This is a genomic window from Catellatospora paridis (genome assembly GCF_009720365.1).
GTDB lineage: Bacteria > Actinomycetota > Actinomycetes > Mycobacteriales > Micromonosporaceae > Catellatospora > Catellatospora paridis.
Genome location: NZ_ML769314.1, coordinates 271,159 through 297,854, shown reverse-complemented (window position 1 = coordinate 297,854; position 26,696 = coordinate 271,159). Strand labels below are relative to the sequence as shown.

The following is a 26,696-nucleotide window of genomic DNA, read 5'->3' as shown; positions in this document are numbered from 1 at the left end:
GGCCACGCCTGCCGAGCCTGCGGATGCAAGACCCGCGGCCGCAGAGAGTCTCTGCGGCCGCGGGTCTTCTGCAGTTCGTGCGGGCGGCGCGGGTCGCGCCCCCGGGGAGTTCGGGCGGGAAGGTCGGGTCAGAGGAGTTCGACCACGCCCGTGTCGAGGTCGTAGACGGCGCCGACGATCTGGACGCGACCGGCCGTGGTGGCGGTCGCGAGCCGTTCGGCCAGGCGGAGCTGCTCGACGGTGCGGCCGACGTGGCGGCGCAGCGCCTTCGCGTTCACCTGCGGGTCGCTCAAGCCGACCTCGGTGACCGCGGGTGCGATCTGATCCACCAGGTAGCCCATGAACCCGTCGGGTCGGCTGCCGGTGCGCAGGGCGTCGACGGTCGCGGCGACGGCGCCGCAGCGTTCGTGCCCGAGCACCATCACCAGCGAGGCGTGCAACTCGGCGACGGCGAACTCGACCGAGCCCACCACCGAGCGGTCCAGCACGTGGGCGCCGGAGCGGACCACGCAGATGTCGCCGAAGTTCTGGTCGAACACGGCCTCCAGCGGCACCCGCGAGTCGATGCAGCCCAGCACCACGGCGTACGGCTCCTGGGCGCTGGACTGGGCGGCCGCCTCGCCGATGTGGTGGCCGTAGCGGGGGCGTCCGGCCGCGAAGCGGCGGTTGCCGGTCATCAGGTCGGCCAGCGCCTCTGCGGGCCCCCGGCGTTCGCCGAGCATCGTCACATCGCGATCCGACGGCGCGGTCTTCGACTGCGTCATGGCTCAAGGGTCGCTGGTGAAGACCCGCCACGGGAAGGTTACTCGGAAGTAGTGCGACCCTTCTCACGACCGAGGCGCGGTTCCGGCCCGAACCGGCCGCCGAGCCGAGCCCGGCGGGCCCGCGACACGCGTGCGGGCGAGGCCGTGATCCGACACCTCCGGTGGCCCCTTAGGGAGTTCAGCCGGGTGCGCAGGGGTTGCCGGTCGGGTATCTTTCGAGCGTCCCGTGAGGTCCCTGCGGGCGATGGCGCTCGGGAAGGGGTGGCCGGTGGAGTTCGTCGGAGCATGGCTGGAGACGCTCCCCGCGGTCGCCATCTACCTCATCGTCGGTCTGGTCATCGGAACCGAGAGCATGGGCATCCCACTGCCCGGCGAGATCGTGCTGGTCAGTGCCTCTCTGCTGGCCGCCACCACGGATCACATCTCACCGTGGGGCGTGGCCGCCGGCGCCGCGATCGGCGCGATCGTCGGCGACTCCATCGGGTATGCGATCGGCAAGCGCGGCGGCCGCCCACTGCTGGAGCGCCTGGGCCGCCGGTTCCCGAAGCACCTGGGCCCGGAGCAGATCGTGCGGGCCGAGGCGATGTTCGGGCGCTGGGGCACCTGGGCGGTCTTCTTCGGCCGCTTCATCGCCCTGCTGCGCATCCTGGCCGGGCCGATGGCCGGCGCACTGAAGGTGCCGTATCGCAAGTTCCTGCTGGCCAACGCCGGTGGCGGCCTGGTCTGGGCGTTCGGCACCACATTCGCGATCTACGCGCTGGGCGCCGTGGCGGAGGCCTGGCTGAAGCGGTTCTCCTGGGCGGCCCTGGCCCTGGCCCTGGTCTTCGGCCTCGGCACCACCTGGTGGTTCAAGCACCGGGCGAAGAAGTCCCTGGTCGCCGCCGCGGCGGACGAGACCGTCGCACACCTCGGCACGGATGAGACCGACCACCTCACGGACTCCTCCCCGGCGGCCGCGCGGCGGCCGAGCGAGGAGCGGGTGGGCTGATAGTCAGCCTATCCGGTGGGGCTCCGCGTCACATCGGCCCGGTGATCGATCTTCCGGTCGGGGGCAGCCCGTACCCTATCGGGGCACCATCGCCGCCATACCCGGCCCGGGAGACGCATGTCTGACAACACCCTGCACGACGAGATCGCCATCGAGCAGCAGCACGTGGACCGTGTCTACGCGCGGCTGGCCCGACTGCGCGCCGACGCCGCGAAGGCGGAGGCCGACGGCTATCAACTCGCACGGGTCGGCACGTACGGGTCGCTGGTCGAGCGCGACGCGATGGTGTTCCACGCCGCGCGGCGGCGGCAGGCCTTCGACAGCGAGCACGAGGGCCTGGTCTTCGGCCGCCTGGACCTGCACCCCAGCCGCATCGAGCCGGACGAGGCCGCGGCCGACCCGGAGGCGGCGGGCTGGGACGAGCGCCCCCGCTACATCGGCCGCCTGGGCGTGCGTACCGAGCGGGCGGAGCCGCTGCTCATCGACTGGCGCGCGCCGGCCGCGGCGGCCTTCTACCGGGCCACGGCGGCCCAGCCGCTGGGCGTGATCCGCCGCCGGATGATCTCGTCGTTCGGCGAGAAGGTCACCGGCCTGGAGGACGACCTGCTCGACCCCTCGGCCGCGCCGGAGGGCATGCGCGTGGTCGGTGACGGCGCGCTGCTGGCGGCACTGAGCCGGGCCAAGGGCACCGGCATGCGCGACATCGTGGCGACCATCCAGCACGAGCAGGACCTGGCGATCCGCTCACCCGCGTCCGGTGTGACCATGGTCGAGGGCGGCCCCGGCACCGGCAAGACCGCGGTGGCCCTGCACCGCGCGGCCTACCTGCTGTACTCCGACCGGGCGCGCTTCGCCGGCGGCGGCGTGCTGATCGTCGGGCCCTCCCCCGTGTTCGTCGAGTACATCGAGACCGTGCTGCCCTCGCTGGGCGAGGACACCGCCACGCTGAAGTCGCTCGGGCAGCTCGTGCCCGGCTTCAACGCGACCCGCGAGGAGACCGCCGCGGTCCGCGCGGTGAAGGGCTCGACGCGCATGCGGCGGGTGCTGCGCCGCGCCGCCGAGGACGCCCCGCCCGGCAGCCCCGACGGCCTGCGTTTCCGCTACCGCGGGGAGTGGCTGGAGCTGACCTGGCGCCAGGGCGAGGAGATCCGGCGGCGGATCGGGCGCGGCAACCGGCGCAACGAGATCCGCGCCAAGGCGTTCGGCGCGGTGCTGGACCAGCTCTGGGAGCAGATGAAGGCCAAGCAGCCCCGGCTGGAGCAGGCCCGGTTCGACGAGGAGCTGACCGAGCACGAGGGCTTCCGCGACTTCCTCAAGGCGTGGTGGCCGCTGGTGCGCCCGGTGCAGGTGCTGGGCTGGCTGGCCGACCCGCAGCGGCTGCGCCGGTACGCCGAGGGCACGCTGTCGAACGAGGAGCAGCGCGCCCTGGTGCGGGCGCTCGCGCCGCTGCGTGAGCAGGGTCCCAGCATCGACGACGTGCCGCTGCTCGACGAACTGCAGGAGCTGCTCGGCGACAAGCCGAAGCCCCGGGTGCGCCGGCGCGAGGCGTACATGGTGGGCGGGGTGCGTGAGGTGGCGACCTCGCACGAGCGCTCGCGCGCCGCGTCGGCCGCCGCGCCGCGCGAGAACGACTACCGCGACTACGCCCACGTGGTGGTGGACGAGGCGCAGGACGTCACGCCCATGCAGTGGCGCATGATCGGCCGGCGCGGCCACGCGGCCAGCTGGACCGTGGTCGGCGACCCGGCGCAGTCGGCGTGGATCGGCAGCGCGGGCGAGGTCGCCCGGGCCCGTGACGAGGCGCTGGGCGGCCGCAAGCGCCACCCGCACCAGCTCACCACGAACTACCGCAACTCGACGGAGATCTTCGAGGTGGCCGCCGAGGTGATCCGGCGGGTCTCCCCGGACCTGCCGCTGCCGAGGGCCGTACGCACCACCGGCGTCGCCCCCGTGCACCGGATCGTGGACCGGGCGCAGCTCGACGACGCGGTCCGCGACGCGGTCGCCGCGCTGCTCGGCGAGGTCGAGGGCACCGTCGGCGTGATCACCCCCGACGCCCGCATCCGCGACCGCATCACCGCCCGCCTGTCCGAGTGGGACACCGAACGCCTGCGCGTGGTCACCGCTCTGGCCGCCAAGGGCATGGAGTACGACGCCGTGGTCCTGGTCGAACCCGGCCTCGTCGACGCCGGCACCGACGCCGGCCGCCGGACCCTCTACGTCGCCCTCTCCCGCGCCACCCAACGCCTCACCACCATCGCTAGCCGCCCCTGGCGCTGACCGCGCGTCGGCGCGGTTCAACCCGGGTGAGACGTCAGGGAGGGCACCTTCCATAACGCGGAGCGTTGAGAAGGTGCCCTCCCTTTGCTCTCAGCGCCAGGTGTCGGGGTAGGTGGCGGTGCAGGGGGTGGTGGGGGTGGTGCGGGTGCGGTTGGGGTCGCTTTCCCAGGTGACGGTGCCGGCGGCATCCTTCTTGAGGTACTTGTACGCGAAGGTCGTGCCGGTGGGCAGGTTGATCGTGGCGGTCCAGAGCGGGTAGGCCGCGCTGGACAGGGCCACCGCGTTCGCGGCGCTCCAGCTGCCGAGGGCGGGGATCGAGCCGACCACGAAGACGTTCTGACCCCAGGTCGTGGTCGCGTTCACGGAGAACGCCGCCGCGATGGAGGCGCAGGTCGAACCGGTGGGCGACGGGCTCGGGGAGGCGCTGGGCGACGGGGTCGAGCCGCCTGGCACGTTCCAGGCCTCGGTGTAGGTGACCGCGCAGACGCCGGTCGGCACGGTGCGGGCGCGGTTGGCGATGCCCTCCCAGGTGACGTTGCCGGAGCCGTCCTTCTTGATGTACTTGTACTCGAACGACGTGCCCGCGGGCAGGTTCACGGTGACCCGCCAGAGCGGGTACGCCGTGCCGGACATGGCCACCGCGTTGGCCGTGTTCCAGGAGCCGAGCTGGGCGATGCTGCCGGCCACGAAGACGTTCTGGCCGCTGGTCGTGGTGGTGTCGGACGCCAGGGTGACCGACACGGTGGTGCAGGCGGTGCCGCTGGGCGTCGGCGAGGGCGGGCCGGTCGGCGACGGGGACGACCCGACCAGCGCCCCGGTGTAGATCGCCAGCGCGCTGTTGGCGGCGACCGTGACGGTGGCCTGGCCGGAGCCGTTCACGGTGACGGTGCTGCCCGCGCAGACCCCGGCGGTGAAGTCGCCGGTGGCCACGTTGCAGTACACCCCCGCGGGCAGCCCGGTGCTGAAGGTGGTGCTCCAGGCCGCGCCGTCGCGGTTGAACGCGGCGAACCCGACGCTGCCGCGCCCGAACGCGATCCGGGACGCCGACGGTGAGGCCCAGTTGGCGACCCCGGTGCCGTTGACCGCGTTGTGGAAGCCGACGAGGTTGGCGACCACGGTCTTGCGGTGCTCGCACTCCCAGCCCGAGCCGCAGCTCACCTGGCTGGTGACGCCGTTGCTCGCGGGCGGGCCCGCCTCGTTGTCGCTGAACGTGAAGCTGCTCATCAGCTGGGGCGTGCCGTACGGGTAGACCAGGCTGAACGCCGCCGCCAGCGCGTGGGTCTGCCCGTTCTTGTAGGTGAGCCGGGCCCGCCCGTTGCGCTGGGTGTCGTGGTTGTCGATGAAGTTGACCGCGTCGCCGGAGCTCAGGGCCATCTGTGAGGCGAGGTTGTTCAGGTTGGACAGGTTCGCGTCGCGGAACGCGTTGCCGACGACGTCGCCGTAGCGGAACTCGGTGACGTCACCGATCCCGGCGTACTCCCCCGGCGGGAACGCGCTGTCCTCGATCACCTCGTGGAAGACGTACGGCGAGCCGCTGACACCGCCCAGGATCGCCTGCAGGTCGGCGACGGGCAGGTGCTTGGCAGCGTCGACCCGGAACCCGTCCACGCCGAGCGAGACCAGGTCGTTGAGGTACGCGGTGATCTTCCCGCGCACGTAGGAGGACTCGGTGGCCAGGTCGGACAGGTCGACCAGCTCGCAGTTCTGCACCTCCCACCGGTCGCCCCAGGCCACGATGTCGTCGTTGCCGTTGCGCCCGCAGTGGTGGAAGTCCTGGTTCTGATAGATCCCGGGGTAGTTGTAGTGCGAGTAGGTGGAACCCGCCGAGCCGGTGCCGGTGGACGCGCCGCCGGCCATGTGGTTGATCACGGCGTCGACGTAGATCTTCACGCCCGCGTTGTGGCAGGCGGCGACCATGTTCGCGAAGGCGGCGCGGTCGCCGCGGCGGCTGACGAGCTGGTAGCTGACCGGCTGGTAGTCCTGCCACCAGGGGTAGCCCTGGCCGCCGAGCACGACGTGCTCCTGCGGCGGGGACACCTGCACCGCGCCGAAGCCCTTGGGGCCCAGCACGGTGGTGCACTCGTTGGCGATCGAGGCCCAGGGCCACTGGAACAGGTGCACGATGACGTCGCGGTTGCCGGGGTTGGCGTCCGCCTTGGCCGGGACGAGGCCGGGGGCGCCGGGTCGCAGGAGCACGACCGCGGACAGCGCGGCGGCCAGCAGCACCGAGGCGAGGGCTGCGGCTAGGGAGCGGTGGCGGGTGGACACGAGTCTCCTCCTGGGTCGGGGAGGGGCGAGGGATGGAAACTCTTGCGCAAGTTTCAAGGATGTTAGCCCCGCGTTGACGCGACGTGAAGGGTATCGATGCGCCGGATTTGCCGTACAAATCAGAGCTGAGGAGGGTTCCGTTTGCACAGCGGATCTTCGGCGGGTCGGCCATGGACCGCATCGGCGCACGCCGGGGCGAGCGGGCGCGGTCGCGATACTGAAAAATCTTTCAAAGATTCTTCCAGTCGCTCGGCGTCGGGGTCCTGACAGGACCGACGCAGAGCGCGTGAGCGGGCACACAGTGTCATCTACCGGACCGGATATTCGTTTTCATGATTGCGTTACCGCTTCTTACGGTGTGTGCACACCTCACACCGAGACGGAGAAAACCTTGTCTGCCAAGGAAAAGTCCGGGCACGCGATCGTGCTCGGCGCCAGCATCGGCGGCCTGCTCGCCGCCCGCGTGCTGAGCGATTCGTACGCGAAGGTCACCATCTTCGACCGCGACGCGCTGCCCACCGACGGCATCACCGGCCGCAAGGGGGTGCCGCAGGGCGACCACACGCACGGCCTGCTCGCCCGCGGCCGCCAGGTCCTCGAAGAGCTGTTCCCCGGCTTCGCCGCCGACATGGCCGCAGCCGGAGCCGTGCCCCTCGACGTGCAGCACGACGTCGTCTGGATCAATGACGGCCACCGCCTTGCCCAGGCGGCCACCGGCCTGCAGGGCCTCGGCGTCACCCGGATCGCGCTGGAGTCGTACGTACGCCGTCGCCTGGCCGAGCTGCCCGAGGTGACGCTGCACCCGCGCCACGAGGCCGTCGGCCTGATCGCGTCCGCGGACGGCAGCCGGGTCGTCGGCGCGCGGGTGCTGCCCGTCGGCGGCGACACCGAGCAGCGCCTCGACGCCGACCTGGTCGTCGACGCCACCGGTCGCGGCAACCGCGGCCCGACCTGGCTGTCCGAGCTGGGCTTCGACAGGCCGGCCGAGGAGCACGTCGACCCGCACACGGTCTACGTCTCGCAGGCCTACCGGCGGACGCCCGGCCAGCTGAACTTCAGCGCAGCCGTGATCAGCCCGTCGCCGCAGACGCCCTTCGGCGGCATCGCGGTGCCGGTCGAAGGCGACCGCTGGATGATCACCCTGGTCGGCGTCGGCAAGGCGGGCACCCCGCCGACCGACCCCGACGACTACGCCGCGTTCGCCCGGCAGCTGCCTGGTGACGAGCTGTTCCAACTGCTCAGCAAGTGCGAGCCGGCCGGTCCGGCGCTGCGCCTGCGGCTGCCGGTCAGCGTGCGCCGCCGCTACGAGCGGATGAACCGGCTGCCCGAGGGCTTCGTGGCCGTCGCCGACGCGATGTGCAGCTTCAACCCGGCGTACGGACAGGGCATGACGGTCGCCGCCGTCGAGTCGATCGTGCTGCGCGACAGCCTGCGCGCGGGCCGCGACGGCCTGCCGAAGCGCTTCTACGCGGCCGCAGCGTCGGTCATCGACGTGCCATGGGACATCGCGGTCGGCGCGGACCTGCGCTACCCCGAGGTCGTGGGCGCGCGCTCCGGCAAGGTCAACTTCCTCAACGGGTACGTCGGCCGCCTGCACCGCGCCGCCGCCAAGCACCCCGAGGTCGGCCACGCGTTCCTGGCCGTGGCGAACCTGATGTCCCCGCCGCAGCGGCTGTTCTCCCCCGGGGTGTTGGCCCGCGTGCTGTGGTCCGGCCGGGCGGGCAGGGCCCGCACCACTGCGGTGGCGCAGCCCTCCCCGGTCTCGCTGTTCGAACCGGTCCGCTGATCGGCAGCCCGCCGGCGGACGGTCGATCCGGGGTGCGACCGAATCGACCGAGCCGCCGGCGGGTGACGGCCGTCCGCGGTCACCCGTTCCGGGATGCGCCCATCCCTCCGATGACGAGTGGCCGCGCGGCGCACGGGGGTTCCCCGAACACCCGTGCGCCAAACATCCACCGCCCGATCGGGTTCACAGCGTGGTGATGAGCCCGCCGTCGATGACGAAGTCGGCCCCGGTGACGTTGCCCGCCCGCGCGCCCGCCAGCAGCACCACCAGGTCGGCGACCTCCTCGGCCTCGGTGAACCGGCCGGTCGCCGCCTGCGCGGCGACCTGGTCGACCACCTGCTCGGGCGACACCTCGCCCGCCTTGCCGAACGACTCGGCGACGCCGCCCGCGCCCGTCCACATCGGCGTGCGCACGGGGCCGGGGCTGACCGTGTTGACCCGGATGCCCTTCGGCCCGACCTCCTTGGACAGCGCCTTGGAGAAGTTCGTCAGCGCCGCCTTCGACGCGGTGTAGTCGATGATCGCGGGGTCGGGCAGGAAGGCGTTGATCGAGCTGACCGTGACGATGCTGCCACCGCCCCGGGCCAGCAGATGCGGCAGCGCGGCGCGGGTGACGCGTACCGCGGCGAGCAGGTTGACGGTCAGCGACCACAACCAGTCTTCGTCGGTGACCGAGACGAACCCGCCCAGCCGGGTCTTCAACGCGCCGACGTTGTTGACCAGCACGTCCAGCCCGCCGTACGCGGCCGTCGCCTCGTCGATCAGGCGCTGCGGCCCGGCCGGGTCGGTCAGGTCCACCGCGACGGCGCGCACCGGGCCGTCGATCCCGGCCAGGTCGCCGGAGGTGTCCCGGGCCGCGGCGACGACGCTCGCACCCTCGGCGACCAGCGCCTTCACCACCGCGAGGCCGATGCCCTTGCTGGCTCCGGTGACCACCGCGACCTTGCCGCCCAGCTGAAGATCCATGACGCCTCCCCCGACGCGCTCCGGTTCAGGCTACGTGCGCCGGGCCGGTCCCTCCGGGGAAACGGGCAGGTCAGTCACCCTTGGTGCCGTCGACGAGCTCGCGCACCACGTCGAGGTGGCCGTTGTGGCGGGCGATCTCCTCGACGAGGTGGAACAGGATCCACCGCAGCGTCGCGGGCCGTCCGGCCCGGCCCAGGTTCCGCTGGGCGAGGGTGTCCAGGTCGAGCGAGGCGACCAGCTCGCGGTAACGGGCGCTCTGCGCGTCGTACTCGTCGAGCAGCTGCTCGATCGGCACGTCCAGGGCGCAGGTGAACTCGCGGTCCGGGTCCTCCTTCGTCCACGGCCCGGCGTCCTCCTCACCCAGCAGCACCACCTGGAACCAGGAGTACTCCACCCAGCGCACATGGCTGACCAGGCCCTTCACGGTCATCAGTGGGGAGTCCGGCAGCGGTGCCCGGCGCGCGTCGGCGTCGGTGACGCCCTCGCACTTGGCACGCACGGTCGCGCGCACGTAATCGAGGAAGGTGGTGAGGGTGGCTCGTTCGTCCCAGGTGGCGGGCACGTCGGTTCGCGTCATGCCTGCGATCATGCTGGTCGGCCCGGTGCCTGTCGAACCGATAAGCCCCGGTTCAGGAGGCGGGCGGCATGGCCGCGACACGCCTACGGGCAGCGGGCCGGCGTGGGCCGGACCGGTCAGGTCAGGGCCGCGCGCAGCACCGCCGGGGTGTCGGCCAGCGACGGCAGCACCACGTCCGCGCCCGCCTCGACCAGCTCGTCCGCGGTGCACGAGCCGGTCGCCACGCCCACCGCGACCGCGCCGTTGGCCCTGGCCGCCTCGATGTCGTGCGGGGTGTCACCGATGACGACGACCTGCCGCGCGGGCAGCATCGCCGCGTACTTGGCCTGCGCCCGCTCGTGAGCCAGCCGCACCAGCACCGAACGCACCCCGTCGTCGCAGCCGTAGCCGCCGACCTCCAGGTCGATCGGCCCGAGCAGGTCGAACGCGGACAGCTTCTCGTACGCGGCTTCCCGGATGTTGCCGGTGACCACCGACTGCACCACCCCGGTCTCCACCGCCAGCGCGGCCAGCGCCTGGGCCGCGCCCGCGAGCGCCGCACCGCGGGCCAGCAGTTGCGGCCGGTGTGCCCGGGTGTGCTCGGCCAGGTGAGCGAAGAACTCGGCCACGATCTCCGTGCTGACCTCGCGGCCGTGCCACTCCAGCGCCGTCGTGAAGATCCAGTGGTCGGTACGCCCGCCGAACTCCGGCAGCCGCGGCGGCTCGCTGCCCACCACCGCCAGGTACGCGGCGACGAACACGTCCCGGCCGACCTTGCCGCCGTCGATCAGCGTGCGGTCGATGTCCCAGAGCACCAGCCGTTGCATCCCCCGACCCGACCACGCGGCCGGGGCCGGTGTCAAGCCGCGGGCCGGGCACCAGACGTGTGCCCGGCCCGCGGAAGGTCACCGGCAGGTCCAGCGCAGTGTCAGGTATGCCGGCAGCCCGTTCATCGGTGTGACGTCCTGGATCCCGGCCAGGACGCGGCCGTCCGGGCTGACCACATAGACGTTCAGGCGTTCCCTCACTCCGTTTCGGGAAATCGGATGGCCCGGCATGGGCGGCACGGGAACCGCCGTGCCCCAGCCCACCAGCGTCAGCGCGCCGGCCTTCCGCACGATCGACCACCCGTGCGGGCTGACCCGCTCCGCTGCTGCGAGCACTTCGACCTCGCCCGTGGCCAGGTTCCAGCGGGTCGGCCGGGTCAGCCTCGCCTCGTTCTTGCCGCCCCCGATGTTGCCCGCGGCCCATCCGTCGGCGACGGCGAAGGCCCGCGACGCGTCGACGGGGAGACCGTTGAGCGTGTCGGGCACCCTGAGCCGCTGCGGCGAGCCACCCGGCGGCCAGACGTATCCCCAGCCCGGGCCTGAGTAGCGGTAGGCCGGTTTCGGGCCGAGCCGCCCTTCGTAGAGCTGGGCGGCGATGGTGCCGTCATCGGCGATCGCCATTGGATCGGCCGCGGTCATGCCGTCCGGCACGGGCAGGAGCACCGGCTCGGCGTCGGCATCGGACCAGGTCACCAGCTGGTTGTCGGCGACCAGGCCGACGATCGTGCCGGTGGCGTTGATCCCGAGGCCGAGCGCGCCCGTGCCGCTGAGCCTGGTGACCTTGCCGTCCCGATACACCCAGGTCTTCGATTTCTCGCGGCCGCCCTTGGTCCCGTTCTCGACGGTCATCAGCACGGCGCCCGTCGAGCTGACCGCGTCGACCGAGGTGGCTCCGTCCGGCCACGGGACGACCGTGGGGGACGCGCCGTCCACCCAGACCACCAGGACGGCGCCCTTGGCGTCCCAGGCCCGCGCCGCCAGGACCCGGCCGGTGGGATCTCCGTGGATGCTGAAGACGTCGTCGTTGCGGACACCCTCGGGGAGCGGCAGCTCCGCGGGGGTGCAGGCCGACGGGCCGACCATGGACGGCGACGGCGACGGGACCGGGGTGATCGCGGGTTCGGGGGCCGGGCGGGCCGGCAGGTTCACCGCGACCAGCAGGGCGGTGACGGCCAGGGTCGTGGCCGCACCCGCGAAGGCCGTGCGCTGCCTGGTCCGGCGTCGGCGGCCGAGCACGAAGGCGCGCTCGGTGACGTCGAACACCCCGGCGTGGTCGCTGATCGCGTGCAGCAGTTCCTTCAGGTCGCTCATGCCGTCACCCCGTTCCGGCTGTGCGCGCGGACGGCCCCGACGGCGCGCTCGTTCGGCTCCTTCACCAGCACGTGCAGCTCAGGCGCGAGCTCGCGCAGCCGCGCCAGCGCGTGCGAGGTCTGGCTCTTGACCGTGCCGACCGACACGCCGAGCGCCTCGGCGGCGTCCGCCTCGGACAGATCCTCGAAGTACCGCAGCACGATCACCGCACGCTGCTTGCGGGTCAGCTTGGCGAGCGCCTGCTCCAGCAGCAGCCGCCGCACGGTCTCGGCGGCCATGTCCGGCCCGGCCGCCCCGTCGGGCAGCTCCGCGGTCGTGTACTCGGCCCGCAGATGGCGGGCGCGCCGCCAGGCCGACACGTGCTCGTGGTACATCAGCTTGCGCACGTACGCGTCCGGCGTGCCCGCCGCCACCACCTTCGACCACCGCGAGGACAGCCGGATCAGCGTGTTCTGCAGCAGGTCCTCCGCCGCATGGCGATCACCGGTGAGCAGGTACGCGATACGCGACAACCAGCCCAGCCTCGCGTGCACGAAGTCACGGAAACCTTCGTCGTCCACCAGCCGTCACCTCCCCGTTCGTATCCGGTCTTCCGCCTCACCTGACGGCGGCATACGACACGAAAGTTGGAAGTCCTCGGCCACAGAGTTGGGAAGGGCACCTTCCGCTACGAAATCCGATGGGAAGGTGCCCTTCCTTTGTCAGGTGCAGCGCCAGACGACGGCGACGGGGCCGGCGCCGTTGACGGGCTGGTAGCCGGCGACGGTGCGGCCGTCCGCGCTGATCAGACGCACGTCCGGATTCGCCGCGTGGCCGTCGGGGGCGCCCGCCACGTCCGGCAGCGGCACGGAGGCCCGCTCCAGGAACAGGAGTGGATGCCGGTCCCACGAGACCGCGAGCCCGACCGCGTTGACCACCTTGGCGCGGCTTGCCACCACGTGCCAGCGCGCCTCACCGGTGGCGAGGTTCCACTGAACGACGTACTCGCGCACGTCTGTCCGGCTGGTGCCGGCAGTCAGGGTGCCGCCCACCTGGCCGTCGCGGACGTCCTCGGCCGTGGCTGCGATGACCGGGTTGCCGTCGATGCTGTCGGGCACCTTGAGCTCCCGCATCGTGCCGTCCGGCTGCCAGACGACCGCCCGGCTCGGGATCACCGGCACGACCGGGTTCTGCCCGCGCTCGGCCGATGGCGACAGCGGTCGCACCCAGCCCGAGATCGTGCCGCCGGCGTCGATGCCGGTCGCCTTGCCCGTCATCCCGGCCGGCACCTCCAGCCGAGCCGGCTCCGCCGTCGGGGTACGCCAGATGACGGGCCAGGCGTCCGAGCCGCCGCCCTTGTCCATCGCGCCGACGGCGACGCCGCTGTCGTTGACGGCGGTCGCCCCGGCGTGCTGCCCCTTGAGCCGGCGCAGGCTGCCGTCCTGGTAGATCCAAGGGACCTGGACGTCCCCGTCGACGTAACTGGATCCGACGGCGATGCCGGTGGAGCTGACGTCCCTGAAGTCGGGGTCCTCGCCCTCGTGCCGGATCACCTTGACCTTGCCGTCCTCCCAGATCAGGAGGCGGTCCCGGCCGTCGTACGGGTAGGCCCGGCCGACCAGGATACGGCCGGTGGGGTCGCCGCCGGTCACCACGCTCTTCGGCGGGTAGCCCTTGGGCATCGGCAGGCGCTGCGGCACGCACTTGGCCACGTTCACGGCCGGGGTGGTCGGCGACAGGGCCGGGGCCGGTGACGAGGGGGCCGCCGGGGGTGGCGGCGAGCCCTGCGTGGTAGGCAGGTACGTGACGCCCAGGATCGACAGGGCGACCACCGCGGCGATCCCGCCCATACCCGCGAGGCGGCGGTTGTTGCGCCGGCGGCGGCCCAGCACCAGGGCCCGCTCCGTGACGTCGTACGTGCGGGCGCGGTCGCCGATGTCGGCCAGCAGTTCGTTCAAGTCGGTCATGCCCAGGCCTCCTTCGGTTCCCTGACCAGCACGTGCAGTTCGGGTGCCAGCTCGCGCAGCCGCTTCAGGGCATACGACGTCTGGCTCTTGACCGTGCCCACGGTGACGCCGAGCGCCGTGGCGGCGTCGGCCTCGGACAGGTCCTCGACGAAGCGCAGCACGATCACCGCGCGCTGCTTGCGGGTCAGTTTGGCGAGCGCCTGTTCCAGGAGCAGGCGGCGCACCGTCTCGGCGGCCATGTCGCGGCCGCTGCCGCCCTCCGGCGGCTCCGCCGTGGACCACTCGGCACGCAGGTGCCGGTTGCGCCGCCAGGCCGACACGTGCTCGTGATAGAGGATCTTGCGCAGGTACGCGTCCGGCGCGCCGCCCGCGGACACCTTCGACCACCGTGACGCGAGCTTGACCAGCGCGTTCTGCAGCAGGTCCTCGGCCGCGTGATGGTCACCGGTCAGCAGGTACGCGATGCGCGACAGCCTGCCCAGCCGCGCGTGCACGAACTCGCGGAACCCGTCGTCGTCCGCCACATGACACCTCCCCGTTCGTCTTCCCGACCTTCCGCCCCACCTACACGGCGGCATGCCGGGCACGGGTTGGAAAACCTGCGGGAGAAGTTAGGAAGGGCACCTTCCACCATTCATAGCGATGTCCCGAGCTGCTGCTCGTCTCGCTGACGCGAGCCGACGATGCCCTTCCTTCTGCTCGTCAGTCGGTGAGCATACGGCGGAGTTCGCGTTTGAGGATCTTGTGGCTCGGGCCCATCGGGAGTTCGGGGAGGAAGCGGACCTGGCGGGGGTACTTGTGCTTGCCCAGCAGGTCGCGGGACCACGTGATGAGTCCGTCCTCGGTCACGGGTTCGGCGTCGGGGCGCAGCACGACCACGGCGCAGATCTCCTCGCCGTGCACGTCGTCGGGGACGCCGATGACGGAGACCAGCTCGATGGACGGGTGGCGGGCCAGGACCTCCTCGACCTCGCGGGGGTACACGTTGAAGCCGCCGCGGATGACGATGTCCTTCTTGCGGTCCACGATGGACACGAAGCCCTCGGCGTCCTTGGTGCCGAGGTCGCCGGTCCGGAACCAGCCGTCGACCAGGGCCTGCTCGGTCGCGGCCGGGTTGCCCAGGTAGCCGGCGAACACGTTGTGGCCGCGGATCACGATCTCGCCCAGTTCGCCGGGGCCGAGCAGCTCGATGCGGTCGTCGACCTCGGCGCGGGCGATCTCGACCTCGACGCCCCAGACCGAGTGGCCGACGGTGCCGGGACGTACGCCGAAGTGCGGCTGGTTGGTGGTGGCCGTCGGGGAGGTCTCGGACAGGCCGTAGCCCTCGTAGATCGTGGTGTCGAACGCGGCGTTGAACCGCTCCAGGACGGCCACCGGCAGCGACGCGCCACCGGAGATGGCCAGCCGCAGCTTCGGCAGCTCGGCCCGGCCGGCGGCGGCTTCGAGCAGGCCGACGTACATGGTCGGCACGCCGTGGAAGACGTCGACCTTCTCCCGGACCATCAGGTCGAGCGCGGCCTCGCCGGTGAACCGGGCCAGCAGCACCAGGGTCGCGCCGATGCGGAAGGTGCCGTTCATGCCGACGGTCTGCCCGAACGTGTGGAACAGCGGCAGGCAGCCCAGCGCCACGTCGGTGGGGCGGGCGTCGTTGGCGTCGAAGATGTTGACGGTCGCGTTCATCACCAGGTTGAGGTGGGTGAGCACGGCGCCCTTGGGCTTGCCGGTCGTGCCGCTGGTGTAGAAGATCACGGCCGGGTCGTTCGGGTAGCGGGTCTCGTACGAGCGCAGCGCCGGGACGCGCGAGCTGACCTGCTCCAGCCGCTCCGGTCCGCCCTCGTCGGGGCGCGGGCCGACGCTGACGATCGGGATGCCGGCCTCGGCCGCGGCGGGCGCGCCGAGCGCGAGCATGCCGCTGTGGCAGACGACCAGCTTCGCCCCGCTGTCGCGCAGCACGTACGCCGCCTCGGACGGGGTGAGCAGCAGGTGCACCGGGACGACGACACCGCCCGCGGCGAGGATGCCGTAGTAGGCGCGCGGGAAGTCGGTCACGTTCGGCGCGACCAGCGCCACGGCGTCGCCGGGCTGGACGCCCAGTTCACGCAGGCCGGCGGCGTAGGCCAGCGCCTGCCGCCACAGGTCGGCGTAGGTCTCGCGGCCGAACGCGTCGACCACGGCGGTCTTTGCGGGATGGCGGCGCGCGGCCTCGGCCAGGACGGCGGCCAGGGAAAGCGTGCTCACAGCTCCTCCTCGAAGTAGATACGGCTGACGGTCTCGGCCACGCAGCAGGGTTTGTCCTCGCCGTCGGCGCGGACGGTGAGCTGCGCGACCAGTTGCACGCCGCCGTCGACGGGCTCGACCTCGGCGATGCGGGCGGTAAGGCGCACCTGGGCCCCGACCGGGATCGGGGCCGGGAAACGGACCCGGTTCACCCCGTAGTCGACGCCCAGGCGCACGTTGTCGAACCGGTACACGTCGCGGACCAGCAGCGGCAGCATCGACAGGGTCAGCCAGCCGGGCGTGGCCGACCCGATGCCGATGCAGTCGACGCCGCCGGTGGCGTCGGTGTACGCGTCCACCCGCGACCGGTCGACGCGCTGCCAGGGGCCCGGACCGATGCATTGGCCGACCGCGGCGGCCAGCTCCTGGGCGGACGCGAACACCCTCATGCCAGATGCCCCCCGATCTTCGTGTACCCGCGCAGCAGGTCCCGCGAGATGATCAGGCGCTGCATCTCGTCGGTGCCCTCGTAGATGCGCAGCAGCCGCACCTGCCGGTACCAGCGCTCGATGGGCAGCTCACGGGTGTAGCCCATGCCGCCGTGGATCTGCATGACCCGGTCCACCAGCCGGTTGATCATCCCGGCTCCGTAGAGCTTGGCCATCGACGACGAGTGGCGCGGATCCTCGCCCTGGTCGACGGTCCACGCGGCGCGCAGCACCAGCCAGCGGGCGGCCTCCAGCTCGGTCTCCGCGTCGGCGATCATCCACTGGATGGCCTGGTTCTCCCCGATCGGCTTGCCGAAGGTGACCCGCGTGTTTGCGTAGTCGACGGCCATCTGCAGGGCGCGCTCGCCGATGCCGAGGGCGTGCGACGGGATGAGGTAGCGGCCCTTGCCGATCCACTTCATGCCCAGCTCGAAGCCCTGCCCGATCTCGCCGAGGATGTTGCGGGACGGGACCCGGACGTTGTCGAACACCAGCGACGCGGGTCCGCCGGGGCCCATGGTGGCGATGAACTCCGAGTGCCAGCCCATCGCCCGGTCGACCAGGAACGCCGTGGTGCCGCCGCCGCGTACCCCCTTGTCCTTGTCGGTGACCGCGACCACGATGGCGAAGTCGGCCTCGTTGCCGTTGGTGATGAAGGTCTTCTCGCCGTTCAGGACCCAGTCGTCGCCGTCCTGGCGGGCACTGAGCTTGATGTTCGCCGCGTCGGAGCCCGCGCCCGGCTCGGTGATGGCGAAGCAGGAGACGCGCTCGCCCTCGATGGTGGGCTTGAGGTACTCCTCCTGCTGCTCCGCGTTGGCGTAGAACAGGATGTTGTCGGCCTCGCCGCCGAACCGGAACGGCACCAGGGTGTGCCCGATCTCGGTCCAGATCAGCGACTGCATGATCGCGGGCAGGTCCATGCCGCCGTGCTCGGTCGGCGTGGCCAGCCCCCAGAAGCCGAACTTGCGCGCCTTGAGCTGCAGCTCGCGCAGCTCCGACCGCTCGATGCCGGGTTCTCCGGCGCGTTCGCGGCGCAGCAGCTCGTGTTCGAGGGGCACGACCTCCTTGCGGATGAAGGCGCGGGCGGTGTCCCGGATCGCCCTCTGCTCGTCGTCGAGCGAGAAGTCCACTGTGGTTCCCTTCGGTTGTGGTGCTTCGCTTAGCGCGCGCCGCCGTTGACGTAGAGGGTCTGCCCGGTGACGAAGGAGGCGTCGTCGCTGGCCAGGAACGCGACCACGGACGCGATCTCCTCCGGCTGGGCGACCCGGCGCAGCGGGGTGTGCTCGCTCGCCCACTGCTGGTGCGCCTCGGCGGACGAACCGACCCGCTCGGCGGTGGCGGCGGTCATCGCGGTGGCCACATACCCGGGCGCAACGGCGTTGACGCAGATGTCGAACGGCCCCAGCTCGATCGACAGCGTCGCGGTCAGCCCCTGCACCCCGGCCTTGGCCGCCGCATAGTTGGCCTGCCCCCGGTTGCCCAGCGCCGACCGGCTGCTCAAATTGACGATCTTGCCGTACTTCCCGGCGACCATGTGCTTCTGCGCCGCCTGGCAGCAGTAGAACATGCTGGTCAGGTTCGTGTTCAGCACCGCGTGCCAGTCCGCGGAACTCATCTTGAACAGCAGATCGTCCCGCGTGATCCCCGCGTTGTTGACCAGGATGTCCAGCCGCCCGAAGTCGGCCACCACCTGCTCGGTCATCGCGTGCACCGCCGCCTCGTCGGTGACGTCGCACCCGTAACCCGCAGCCGTCCCGCCCGCCGCCGTGATCTCCTTCGCCAGCGCCGCACTCTTCTCGACGCTCAGGTCGACGACGGCAACCGTCGCCCCCTCCGAGGCCAGCCGCCTGGCGGTAGCCGCCCCGATCCCCTGCGCCCCGCCGGTCACGATCGCAACCCGCCCACCGAACCTGCTGCTCATAGCTCCTCCTTGAAAGGAAGGGCACCTTCACATCGCTATTCGTAGAGGAAGGTGCCCTTGTTAACGCCTATGCCTGTCTGAGCTGGACTTTCAGAACGCGTTCACGCCGGTGAGGGCGCGGCCGATCAACAACTGCTGGATCTGGCTGGTGCCCTCGTAGAGGGTGGTGACGCGCGCGTCGCGCAGGTACTTGCCGACCGGGTACTCGTCGACGTAGCCGTACCCCCCGAACACCTGCAGCGCCTTGTTCGCCGCGCGTACGGCGGCCTCGCTGGCGAACAGCTTCGCCATCGACGCCTCGGTCGCGAACGGCTGCCCGCGGTCGACCAGGTCGGCGACCCGCCACACCAGCAGCCGGGCCGCCGCGGTGTCCACCGCGACATCGGAAATCAACTGCTGGACCAGCTGGTACGCCGCGATCGGCTTGCCGAACTGGGTGCGCTCCTTGGCGTAGCCCACCGCCGCGTCCAGGCAGCCCTGCGCGATGCCCACGCAGCCCGCCGCGACCGACATCCGCCCCTTGTCCAGCGTGGACATGGCGAGATGGAACCCGCGCCCCTGCTCGCCGAGCAGCGCGTCGGCCGGCACCCGCACCCCGTCGAACACCAGCTCCGCCGTCGGCTGCCCGCGCAGCCCGAGCTTGCCGTGGATCTCCCGCCGAGTCAGGCCGGGCGCGTCGGTCGGCACCAGGAACGCGCTGATCCCCCGCGGCCCGCCCCCGCCGGTGCGGGCGAAGACCAGCGCGACATCGGCCCAGGTCCCGTTCGTGATGAAGATCTTCGAGCCGGTGATGACCCAGTCCCCGCCGTCCCGGACCGCCCGAGTGGTCAGCGACGCCGCGTCGGAGCCGGTGCCCGGCTCGGTCAGCGCGAAGCAGCCCAGCAGGTCCCCGCCGCACAGGCCGGGCAGCCACCGCTCCCGCTGCGCGGGCGTGCCGTGGCGCGCGATGCTCTTGGCCACGAGGCCCAGCGACACCGAGACCAGCCCGCGCACCGACGAGTCGCCGCGGCCCAGCTCCTCCAGGACCAGGCAGTACGCCAGGTGGTCGCCGCCGCTGCCGCCGTGCTCCTCGGCGATGGTCAGGCCGAGGAAGCCCAGCTCGCCGAGCTGCTTGACGACGGTGCGGGCGACGCTCTCGCGCCGGTCCCACTCGGCCGCGTGCGGCACGACCTCGCGATCGACGAACTCGGCGGCGAGGCGGCGGACCGCGGCGTGTTCCGGCGACAGTGTCATGTCCACCGCATTAAACTAGCGGTGAAAGTTTTATCTCGTCCAGACCCCGCTGTGGCAGAGTTTGGCGGCAGCACCGACCGAAGGAGAACCGACCATGCCCCGGCCCAGCCAGGCCCTGTTGAGCCGGCAGCGCATCGTGGAGACCGCCGCCGCGATGATCGACGCCGACGGGCTGGCCGCCTTCTCCACCCGACGCCTGGCCGCCGAGCTGGGTGTACGCGGGCCGTCGCTGTACAACCACTTCGCCACCAAGGACGCGATCCTGGACGCGGTCGCCGACGCGGTGATCGCGGGCGTGGACGTGTCGTTCTTCACCACGCACGACTGGCGCGAGGCGCTGCGGCGGTGGGGGCACTCCTACCGCGACGCGCTGACCGCGCACCCGAACATCGTCCCGTACCTGGCCCAGGGCCCGGGGCGGCGGCCGGCCGCGCTGCACATGGCCGACGCCGTGTACGGCGGACTGGTTAAGGCCGGCTGGCCGCCCGCGCGCGCCACGCACATCGGCGCGGTGATGCGCTACCTGGTCGCGGGCTCGTCGCTGGGCTCGTTCGCGCGCGGCTTCGTCGAGGACCCCGAGCTGTACGCCGCCCACTACCCCCACCTGTCCCAGGCCCACCGCCTCGCCGAGCACCAGCACAGCGTCGACGAGGGCGCGTTCTCGCTCGGCCTGGACGCGCTGGTCGACGGGCTGGCCCGGGAGTACGAGGCCACGGTCGGCCCGCTCCCGCCTCTGGAGCCGCGGGCCGACTCGTACTACAGTCGAAACTTGCAGCGCTAGTTTTGCGGCCCGGCGAGTGCCGGCCGCTCGCGCCGCGGCCAGCCGACGACGCCGTCACCACCCCATCGGGTCCGCGTCCGGGTGCCGCGTCGCGGGCGACGCCGCTTGATGGGAAGGGACAGCATGGACCTGGCAGCCGCGGCGACGCATCCGGGACGTACCACCCCGATCGCGGACCGCACCCAGCTCTTCATCGGCGGCCGCTGGACCGCCCCGCACGGCACGGACGTGATCGCCGTCGAGGACCCCACCACCGAGCAGGTCATCGCGCACGTGCCCGCCGGTGACACCGTCGACGTGGACCGCGCCGTCGCCGCCGCGAAGGCCGCGTTCGGACCCTGGTCGGCGCTGGCCCCGGCGGAGCGCGCCGCACATCTCGACCGGCTGCACGCGGCGCTGTCGGCCCGCGCCGAGAACATCGCCGCCACCGTGGCCCGCGAACTGGGCACCCCGCTGCGGATCGCCACGAAGGTCCAGGCAGGACTGCCGCTGACCGTGCTGAGGAGCTACGTCGAGCTGGCCGGGCAGCCGGAGAGCACGCACACCGTCGGCAACTCGCTGATCGTCGGCGAGCCCGTCGGCGTGGTCGGCGCGATCACGCCGTGGAACTACCCGCTGCACCAGATCATGGCCAAGGTCGCCGGGGCGCTGGCCGCCGGCTGCACGGTGGTGCTCAAGCCCGCCGACCTGACCCCGCTGGTGGCGTACCTGCTGTTCGACGCGATCGACGAGGCCGGGCTGCCGCCGGGCGTGGCCAACCTGGTCACCGGGCCGGGTTCGGTGGTCGGCTCCGCCATCGCGGCGCACCCCGACGTGGACATGGTGTCGTTCACCGGCTCCACGGCGGTCGGCGCGCGCATCTCGCACCTGGCCGCGGACCGCATCGCCCGGGTCGCGCTGGAGCTGGGCGGCAAGTCCGCCAACGTGATCCTGGAGGACGCCGACCTGCACCGAGCGGTGAAGACCGGCGTCGCGAACGCGTTCCTCAACTCCGGCCAGACCTGCACCGCGTGGACCCGCATGCTGGTGCACCGCGCCCGGTACGAGCAGGCGCTCGCCATCGCCGCGGAGGTCGCCGCCGGGCAGACCCTCGGCGACCCGTTCGACCGGAGCACCCGGCTCGGCCCGCTGGCCTCGGCCGCGCAGCGCGAGACCGTACGTGGCTACATCGCGCAGGGGCTCGCCGACGGCGCGCGCCTGATCGCGGGCGGGCTCGACGCGCCCGTGCCGGACCGGGGCCACTTCGTCGCAGCGACCGTGCTGGCCGATGTGGACCCCGACAGCACCGTCGCCCAGGAGGAGATCTTCGGGCCGGTGCTGGTGGTGATCCCGTTCGACTCCGACGACGAGGCCGTGGCCATCGCCAACAACTCCCGGTACGGCCTGGCCGGTGCGGTGTGGTCGGGGGACGAGGAACGGGCACTGGCCGTCGCGCGGCGGATGCGCACCGGCGCGGTCGACGTCAACGGCGGAGCGTTCAACCCGCTCGCCCCGTTCGGCGGGTTCAAGCAGTCCGGCATCGGCCGGGAGCTCGGCCGCCACGGGCTGGACGAGTTCCTCGAGACGAAGGCGATCCAGCGATGAGCCCCGTGCGCGCGCTGCTGTGGCGCGGACCCGGATCGGCGCTGGAGATCGAGCCGATCCTGCTGCCCCCGCCGGGCCCGAAGGAGGTGCGGGTGCACATCCGCGCCGCCGGGGTGTGCCACTCCGATCTGTCCATGGTGAACGGGACGCTCGCGCCCGCGTACCCCCTGGTGTTGGGTCATGAGGCGGCAGGCGTGGTGACCGCCGCCGGGCCGGACGCGACCGTCGCCGTCGGCACGCACGTGGTGCTGAACTGGGCTCCGCCGTGCCGTCGCTGCTGGTTCTGCGGCAACGGGCAGCCGTGGCTGTGCGAGACCGCGGGCGCACCGACCGCCGCCCGCGGCGCGACCGCCGACGGCGAGCCGCTGCACGTCACGCTCGGCCTCGGGGCGCTGGCCGAGGAGGTCGTCGTCGGCGACCACGCGGTCATCCCGGTGCCGTCCGAGCTGCCGTTCGCCACCGCCGCCCTGCTCGGCTGCGCGGTGCTCACCGGGGTAGGCGCGGTGCACCGCACCGCCGCGGTGCGGCCAGGCGAGTCGGCGCTCGTGATCGGGCTCGGCGGGGTCGGCCTGTCTACTGTGATGGCAGCGCGGGCCGCCGGCGCCGATCCGCTGATCGCCGTCGACGTCTCCGACGCCAAGCGCGAGCTGGCGCTGTCCGCCGGGGCCACCCATTTCCTGGTATCGGGTGACGACCTGAGCGCCCAGGTCCGCGGCCTTACCGAGCGCCGCGGGGCCGACCACTCCTTCGAGTGCGTGGGCCGGTCGGCGACCATCCGGGCCGCGTGGCGGGCGACCCGCCGCGGCGGTCAGGTGACCGTCGTCGGCATGGGCGCCAAGGACGACATGGTCAGCCTGGCGGCGCTGGACATCTTCCACTCCGCCCGGACCCTGCGCTCCTCGGTGTACGGCAACTCCGACCCCGACCGCGACGTCCCCGACCTGGCCCGCCAGGTCCTCGCCGGCGACCTCGACCCGGCCGCGCTCATCACCGACCGGATCACCCTGGACGAGTCCCCCGAGGCCTTCGCCCGCATGTCCCGCGGCGAGGGCGCCCGCTCCGTCATCCTCCTCCCCTGACCGCTCCCGACCGAGGCCGCACGCCCACGCGTGCGGCCTCCCGGCCGTCCCGGCTCCCGTCGGCCCCCCGCCCGGGTCGCAACTCTTGAAGAGTTGCGGCTTCCGGTCGGGCCGGGGGGCGCGACTCTTTAAGAGTTGCGGCAGGAGGGGCGGGGCGGGCGGGTTAGGTGAGGGCTTTGGCGAGTTCGATGCGGGAGCGGATGCCGAGGCGGGCGAAGATGTTGCGCATGTGGTGGTCGACGGTGCGGGGGCTGAGGAACAGCTGAGCGGCGACCTCGCGGTTGGTGGCGCCGTCGCAGACCAGGCGGGCGATCTGGAGTTGCTGGGCGGTGAGCACGTCGGCGGCGCGCACCGCGAGGGCGTCCACCGCCTCGCCGGCCGCCCGCAGCTCGGCGCGGGCCTGGTCGGCCCAGGCCGGGGCGTCGAGCTGGGTGAACGTCTCCAGCGCCCGGTGCAGGTGTTCGCGCGCGTCGCGGGGACGGCGGGCGCGGCGCAGCTCCTGGCCGTAGAGCAGCTCGGTGCGGGCCTGCTCGAAGTCGGCCTCCCCGGCCAGGTGCAGCGCGAGCGCCTGCTGGAAGTGCTCCTCGGCCGCGGCGCTGCCGCGCGGGGCGAGCAAGGCGTGGCAGCGGGCCGACAGCGCCCGGCGCACCGGGTCGCCGGTGGACGCCGCCCACAGGTCGAACCCGGCCAGCGCGGCCACCGCCTGCTCCCGGTCGTCCGCCCGGACGGCCGCCTCGACCAGCCACGGCGTGGCCATGGCCTGCACCACGATGTGCCCCCGGCCGGTGACCGGGCAGGCGATGCCCGCGATACGGGCGACCGTGTCGGCGGGGCGGCCCGCGATCAGGTCGAGCACCGCCAGAGCCCACTGGCTCAGCGCCTTCGGACGGTTGGTCTGCCCGGTGCCGGGCGCGACCTCGATGTCGCGGATGTGGCGCAGGGCCTGCTCGCGGTCGCCCCGGATGGCCGCGAGCACCGCCAGCATCGCCTGGTGGTCCCCGGCGTAGTTGCCCTGCCCGCAGGCCCGCGCGGCGCGTAGCCCGTGCAGGCTGGTGGCCGCCGCGGCGTCGTAGCGGCCGAGCCAGTACTCGGCGTACGCCGTCATCTCCAGGGCCAGCGGCAGCGCGGACACGTCGCCGCTCTCCCGGGCGACCTCGACGGCGCGGGCGGCCAGCCGGTGTGCGCCGACGTCGTCGGCCAGCAGCAGCGCGGCAGCGCTGGCACAGGTCAGCGGGGACGCGGTGTCCAGCGCGGCGCCGAGTTCGACGACGCGCTGCAGCGGGCCGATCGCGCGGTGGTGGCGGCCGCCGAAGGTGTACCCGAACCCGGCGATGTGCTCGAACACCACCTCCAGCTCCGGCGGGTCGTCGGGGCGGCGCAGCGCCGCGGCCCGGCTCGCCACCTCGGCGTAGCGGGGGTAGTCGCCGGAGAAGCAGACGGCCTCACCGGCCCGCATCAGCGCCAGCACGGCCAGCTCGCGTTCGGAGGCGGCGAGCCGGTCGGCGATGGTGAGCAGCGACTCGGCCGCGTTCGCGGTGGCCCCGGCGCGCAGCTCGATCTCCCCGGACAGCACCTCGCTCTCGGCCGACACGCCGCGCGCCGTCGGCCGGGCGCGGCGCAGCAGGCTGCGGGCCCGTCCCGCGCTGCCGGACTGCCAGGCGTACCGGGCGGCGGTGACCAGCCGGCTGGCCGCGCCGCCGGGTTCGGTGGTCAGCTGTGCGGCGTGCTCGAGCGCCGCGGAGGCGCGCGAGTAACCGCCGCCGGCCGCCGCCTCCTCCAGCTCCTCGGCGAGTTCGGCGTCGGGGCCGTACGCGGCCGCGGCCAGGTGCACCGCGCGGCGCAGCCGTTCGGTGTCGGCGTCGAGGATCTGCGCCAGGTGCAGATGGGCGGCGCGGCGCTGGGCCAGGGGCGCCTCCTCGTACGCCAGGGCGCGCGCGATGGGCTGCGGAAACACGATTCCGCCCCGGCTCACCCGGACCAGGCCGCCGCGTTCGGCGGGCGCGAGCGCGGCGATGTCCACGCCGGAGCTGTGCGCGGCCCGCATCAGGCCCGCGGCATCGGTCTCCTCGTCGGCGGCGGCCAGCAGCAGCAGCCAGCGGGTGTCCGCAGGCAGCCGGTCGAGCCGGGCCCGGTAGGTCCGCAGCAGCGTGCTGTCGGCGGGCAGCCGGGTCGGCAGCGGGGCCTCCCCCGCGACCTGGCTGTCGCTGAGCGAGGCGGCCAGATCGGTGAGCGCACGCGGATTGCCGCCACCGAGAGTGGCCAACGCCGCCAGCACGTCGTCGCCCGTATCCACGCCGCGGACGCCCCACAGCCGCGGTTCCTCGTCGACCCCGGGATGGTGCAGCAGGTCGGCCAGCAGGGCGCGGCCCGACTGCGGTTCCAGCGGCCGGAGCGGGAGCTGTGGCACGCCGTTGAGCGGGAGTTCGGCGGTGGAGGTGAGCAGCAGCGTCACCCGGTGGGTATGGGCCCGGCGCGCGGTGAAGGCGATGGCGTCCAGTGACGACCGGTCCAGCGCGTCGGCGTCGTCGACGCAGCACAGCACGGGGTGTTCCCGGCCCAGCGTGCTCAGCAGGGTGAGCACGGCCATGGACAGGGCGAGCCGGTCGTCGGCGGCGCAGCCCTCACCGGACAGCGCCCGGGTGAGCGCCCGCGCCTGGTGCGACGGCAGCTCCGCGATCCGCTCGCAGACCGGCTGGAGCAGGCTCTGCAGCCCGGCGTACGGCAGGTCGGACTCCTCCTCCAGACCGGCGGCCCACAGCAGCACGGTGCCGTCCGGGGCGGTGGCCGCCGCGTGGCGCAGCAGGGCGGTCTTGCCGCCGCCCAGGTCGCCGTGCAGGAGCAGCGCTCCGCCTAGCCCGCCGGCCGCCCCCGCCTGGAGTTCGGCGATCGTCTGCTGCTCACGGGCACGCCCGCGCAGCACTGGTATGTGCACTGTCGATGCATTTACCATGCCGACAGTGTTACCTATAAGTAACGGCTTTGGAAAGACGCGGATCGTGCCGCTTATGCCATCCCCGACGCCATCGCGGTGAGCAGCAGCGCGGTGACGGTGCGCACCATGACACCCCGGGCGGCGTCGACGTCGAGGTCGAGCCCGTCGAGCAGCATCGACCAGGCCGGCCACATGGTGGACGCGGTCAGCGCGGCCAGCAGCTGGTCCCGGCCCGGGCCGGCCATCTCCAGCTCGGGTGCGAACAGCGCGGACACCTCGTCGCGTACCCGTTCGATGTGCTTGAGCCGATTGCGGCGCAGCTGCGCGGAGACCGGCTCGCGCATCGCCGCGGCGCGGGCCATCGGCGCGATCAGCTGCAGCAGCTCGGCCCGCTGGCGGCAGTACTCCTCCACTCGCCGGTGCAGCGGCAGCGAGGGGTCCACCGGCCGGTAGGCCGCGTCCTGGCGGGCGAGCACGCGCACGCCGCTGGCCTCGAACAGCGTCTCCATGTCGGTGAAGTTGGTCCACAGCGCGCGCAGCGAGACCCCGGCCCGCTCGGCGATGCGCTCGCCGGTCGGCCGCAGGTCACCCTCCGTGATCAGCGCGAGGTGCGCATCCACGATGGCGGCCCGGGTGCGCTCGGCACGGGCGGTGCGCCCGTCGACCCTGCCCTCGGTGCCGGTCCTGCTCATACCGCTCCCGCCAACCTCTCGACGGTGCTGCACACCGCGCCGCCCAAACGTGCACGCAGAGTGTAGTCGCGTCGTTC

Annotated in this window: 22 protein-coding genes; 6 read left to right on the top strand and 16 right to left on the bottom strand. The window is 72.6% G+C overall.

All coding sequences use genetic code 11. The features are described from left to right. Window positions 1–128: 128 nt before the first annotated feature. Window positions 129–764, bottom strand: coding sequence for a carbonic anhydrase (locus tag F9C41_RS10425; protein WP_330164747.1), 636 nt, complete (start codon window positions 762–764; stop codon window positions 129–131). A gap of 268 nt (window positions 765–1,032) precedes the next feature. Between F9C41_RS10425 and F9C41_RS10420 the strand changes: the two genes are divergently transcribed. Next, window positions 1,033–1,752 (top strand): DedA family protein, encoded by a 720-nt coding sequence (locus F9C41_RS10420; protein WP_230689482.1) that lies wholly within the window; start codon window positions 1,033–1,035, stop codon window positions 1,750–1,752. A gap of 117 nt (window positions 1,753–1,869) precedes the next feature. After that, a complete protein-coding gene (locus F9C41_RS10415) occupies window positions 1,870–4,032 on the top strand; it encodes a HelD family protein (protein WP_155386493.1) in 2,163 nt (720 codons plus the stop codon). Window positions 4,033–4,122: 90 nt separating this feature from the next. Here the strand turns inward: F9C41_RS10415 and F9C41_RS10410 are convergent, their stop codons facing one another. Continuing rightward, window positions 4,123–6,300, bottom strand: coding sequence for a carbohydrate-binding module family 20 domain-containing protein (locus F9C41_RS10410; RefSeq protein WP_155386492.1), 2,178 nt, complete (start codon window positions 6,298–6,300; stop codon window positions 4,123–4,125). A gap of 391 nt (window positions 6,301–6,691) precedes the next feature. Here F9C41_RS10410 and F9C41_RS10405 point away from each other — a divergent pair, with 391 nt between their 5' ends. Then, window positions 6,692–8,086 (top strand): NAD(P)/FAD-dependent oxidoreductase, encoded by a 1,395-nt coding sequence (locus tag F9C41_RS10405; RefSeq protein ID WP_155386491.1) that lies wholly within the window; start codon window positions 6,692–6,694, stop codon window positions 8,084–8,086. A 183-nt stretch (window positions 8,087–8,269) separates the two neighbouring features. Here the strand turns inward: F9C41_RS10405 and F9C41_RS10400 are convergent, their stop codons facing one another. The 12 genes from F9C41_RS10400 to F9C41_RS10345 all read right to left on the bottom strand — a co-directional run bounded on the left by F9C41_RS10400 (window position 8,270) and on the right by F9C41_RS10345 (window position 19,557). Beyond that, window positions 8,270–9,052, bottom strand: coding sequence for an SDR family NAD(P)-dependent oxidoreductase (locus F9C41_RS10400; protein WP_155386490.1), 783 nt, complete (start codon window positions 9,050–9,052; stop codon window positions 8,270–8,272). A gap of 70 nt (window positions 9,053–9,122) precedes the next feature. Then, window positions 9,123–9,629 carry a DinB family protein gene (locus F9C41_RS10395; protein ID WP_155386489.1) on the bottom strand — a complete coding sequence of 169 codons (507 nt, stop codon included), beginning with the start codon at window positions 9,627–9,629 and terminating at the stop codon, window positions 9,123–9,125. Between the two features lie 116 nt (window positions 9,630–9,745). Beyond that, on the bottom strand, window positions 9,746–10,435 hold the full coding sequence (locus F9C41_RS10390) for an HAD family hydrolase (RefSeq protein WP_155386488.1): 690 nt from the start codon (window positions 10,433–10,435) through the stop codon (window positions 9,746–9,748). Between the two features lie 78 nt (window positions 10,436–10,513). Beyond that, entirely contained in the window at window positions 10,514–11,746 is a 1,233-nt protein-coding gene (locus F9C41_RS10385) for a hypothetical protein (RefSeq protein WP_155386487.1), read from the bottom strand. After that, a complete protein-coding gene (locus F9C41_RS10380; protein WP_155386486.1) occupies window positions 11,743–12,306 on the bottom strand; it encodes a SigE family RNA polymerase sigma factor in 564 nt (187 codons plus the stop codon). The genes F9C41_RS10385 and F9C41_RS10380 overlap by 4 nt, the downstream gene beginning before the upstream one ends. A gap of 141 nt (window positions 12,307–12,447) precedes the next feature. After that, complete coding sequence (locus tag F9C41_RS10375; protein WP_155386485.1) at window positions 12,448–13,692, bottom strand: hypothetical protein; 1,245 nt, start codon at window positions 13,690–13,692, stop codon at window positions 12,448–12,450. After that, window positions 13,689–14,216 carry a SigE family RNA polymerase sigma factor gene (locus F9C41_RS10370; protein WP_230689481.1) on the bottom strand — a complete coding sequence of 176 codons (528 nt, stop codon included), beginning with the start codon at window positions 14,214–14,216 and terminating at the stop codon, window positions 13,689–13,691. Before F9C41_RS10370 ends, F9C41_RS10375 begins: the two co-directional genes overlap by 4 nt. A 178-nt stretch (window positions 14,217–14,394) precedes the next feature. Then, window positions 14,395–15,930, bottom strand: a complete 1,536-nt coding sequence (locus tag F9C41_RS10365) for a long-chain-fatty-acid--CoA ligase (protein ID WP_155386483.1) — start codon at window positions 15,928–15,930, stop codon at window positions 14,395–14,397. Next, window positions 15,927–16,358: a hotdog family protein gene (locus F9C41_RS10360; RefSeq protein WP_155386482.1), complete on the bottom strand. Its 432-nt coding sequence runs from the start codon at window positions 16,356–16,358 to the stop codon at window positions 15,927–15,929. Before F9C41_RS10360 ends, F9C41_RS10365 begins: the two co-directional genes overlap by 4 nt. Then, on the bottom strand, window positions 16,355–17,527 hold the full coding sequence (locus tag F9C41_RS10355) for an acyl-CoA dehydrogenase family protein (RefSeq protein WP_155386481.1): 1,173 nt from the start codon (window positions 17,525–17,527) through the stop codon (window positions 16,355–16,357). The genes F9C41_RS10360 and F9C41_RS10355 overlap by 4 nt, the downstream gene beginning before the upstream one ends. 29 nt (window positions 17,528–17,556) lie before the next feature. Continuing rightward, a complete protein-coding gene (gene fabG, locus F9C41_RS10350) occupies window positions 17,557–18,318 on the bottom strand; it encodes a 3-oxoacyl-ACP reductase FabG (RefSeq protein ID WP_155386480.1) in 762 nt (253 codons plus the stop codon). Window positions 18,319–18,408: 90 nt separating this feature from the next. Then, entirely contained in the window at window positions 18,409–19,557 is a 1,149-nt protein-coding gene (locus tag F9C41_RS10345) for an acyl-CoA dehydrogenase family protein (RefSeq protein ID WP_155386479.1), read from the bottom strand. Between the two features lie 88 nt (window positions 19,558–19,645). Here F9C41_RS10345 and F9C41_RS10340 point away from each other — a divergent pair, with 88 nt between their 5' ends. The 3 genes from F9C41_RS10340 (at window position 19,646) to F9C41_RS10330 (ending at window position 22,995) form a co-directional block, all read left to right on the top strand. Then, window positions 19,646–20,332, top strand: coding sequence for a TetR/AcrR family transcriptional regulator (locus F9C41_RS10340; protein ID WP_155386478.1), 687 nt, complete (start codon window positions 19,646–19,648; stop codon window positions 20,330–20,332). A gap of 123 nt (window positions 20,333–20,455) precedes the next feature. Beyond that, window positions 20,456–21,916, top strand: coding sequence for an aldehyde dehydrogenase family protein (locus F9C41_RS10335; RefSeq protein WP_155386477.1), 1,461 nt, complete (start codon window positions 20,456–20,458; stop codon window positions 21,914–21,916). Then, window positions 21,913–22,995, top strand: coding sequence for a Zn-dependent alcohol dehydrogenase (locus F9C41_RS10330; protein WP_196279706.1), 1,083 nt, complete (start codon window positions 21,913–21,915; stop codon window positions 22,993–22,995). The genes F9C41_RS10335 and F9C41_RS10330 overlap by 4 nt, the downstream gene beginning before the upstream one ends. A gap of 163 nt (window positions 22,996–23,158) precedes the next feature. Here F9C41_RS10330 and F9C41_RS10325 read toward each other — a convergent pair whose 3' ends face one another. After that, on the bottom strand, window positions 23,159–25,927 hold the full coding sequence (locus F9C41_RS10325) for a LuxR C-terminal-related transcriptional regulator (protein WP_230689480.1): 2,769 nt from the start codon (window positions 25,925–25,927) through the stop codon (window positions 23,159–23,161). Between the two features lie 71 nt (window positions 25,928–25,998). After that, the gene (locus F9C41_RS10320; RefSeq protein ID WP_155386475.1) at window positions 25,999–26,619 is read right to left on the bottom strand and encodes a TetR/AcrR family transcriptional regulator; all 621 of its coding nucleotides are present in this window, start codon (window positions 26,617–26,619) and stop codon (window positions 25,999–26,001) included. Window positions 26,620–26,696: the final 77 nt, after the last annotated feature.

Excerpts from the sequence above, each read along its gene's own strand:
- F9C41_RS10425 (WP_330164747.1), bottom strand. The coding sequence starts at position 764 with ATGACGCAGTCGAAGACCGCGCCGTCGGATCGCGATGTGACGATGCTC.
- F9C41_RS10415 (WP_155386493.1), top strand. The coding sequence starts at position 1,870 with ATGTCTGACAACACCCTGCACGACGAGATCGCCATCGAGCAGCAGCAC.
- F9C41_RS10400 (WP_155386490.1), bottom strand. The coding sequence starts at position 9,052 with ATGGATCTTCAGCTGGGCGGCAAGGTCGCGGTGGTCACCGGAGCCAGC.
- F9C41_RS10395 (WP_155386489.1), bottom strand. The coding sequence starts at position 9,629 with ATGACGCGAACCGACGTGCCCGCCACCTGGGACGAACGAGCCACCCTC.
- F9C41_RS10390 (WP_155386488.1), bottom strand. The coding sequence starts at position 10,435 with ATGCAACGGCTGGTGCTCTGGGACATCGACCGCACGCTGATCGACGGC.
- F9C41_RS10385 (WP_155386487.1), bottom strand. The coding sequence starts at position 11,746 with ATGAGCGACCTGAAGGAACTGCTGCACGCGATCAGCGACCACGCCGGG.
- F9C41_RS10375 (WP_155386485.1), bottom strand. The coding sequence starts at position 13,692 with ATGACCGACTTGAACGAACTGCTGGCCGACATCGGCGACCGCGCCCGC.
- F9C41_RS10360 (WP_155386482.1), bottom strand. The coding sequence starts at position 16,358 with ATGAGGGTGTTCGCGTCCGCCCAGGAGCTGGCCGCCGCGGTCGGCCAA.
- fabG (WP_155386480.1), bottom strand. The coding sequence starts at position 18,318 with ATGAGCAGCAGGTTCGGTGGGCGGGTTGCGATCGTGACCGGCGGGGCG.
- F9C41_RS10340 (WP_155386478.1), top strand. The coding sequence starts at position 19,646 with ATGCCCCGGCCCAGCCAGGCCCTGTTGAGCCGGCAGCGCATCGTGGAG.
- F9C41_RS10335 (WP_155386477.1), top strand. The coding sequence starts at position 20,456 with ATGGACCTGGCAGCCGCGGCGACGCATCCGGGACGTACCACCCCGATC.
- F9C41_RS10330 (WP_196279706.1), top strand. The coding sequence starts at position 21,913 with ATGAGCCCCGTGCGCGCGCTGCTGTGGCGCGGACCCGGATCGGCGCTG.
- F9C41_RS10320 (WP_155386475.1), bottom strand. The coding sequence starts at position 26,619 with ATGAGCAGGACCGGCACCGAGGGCAGGGTCGACGGGCGCACCGCCCGT.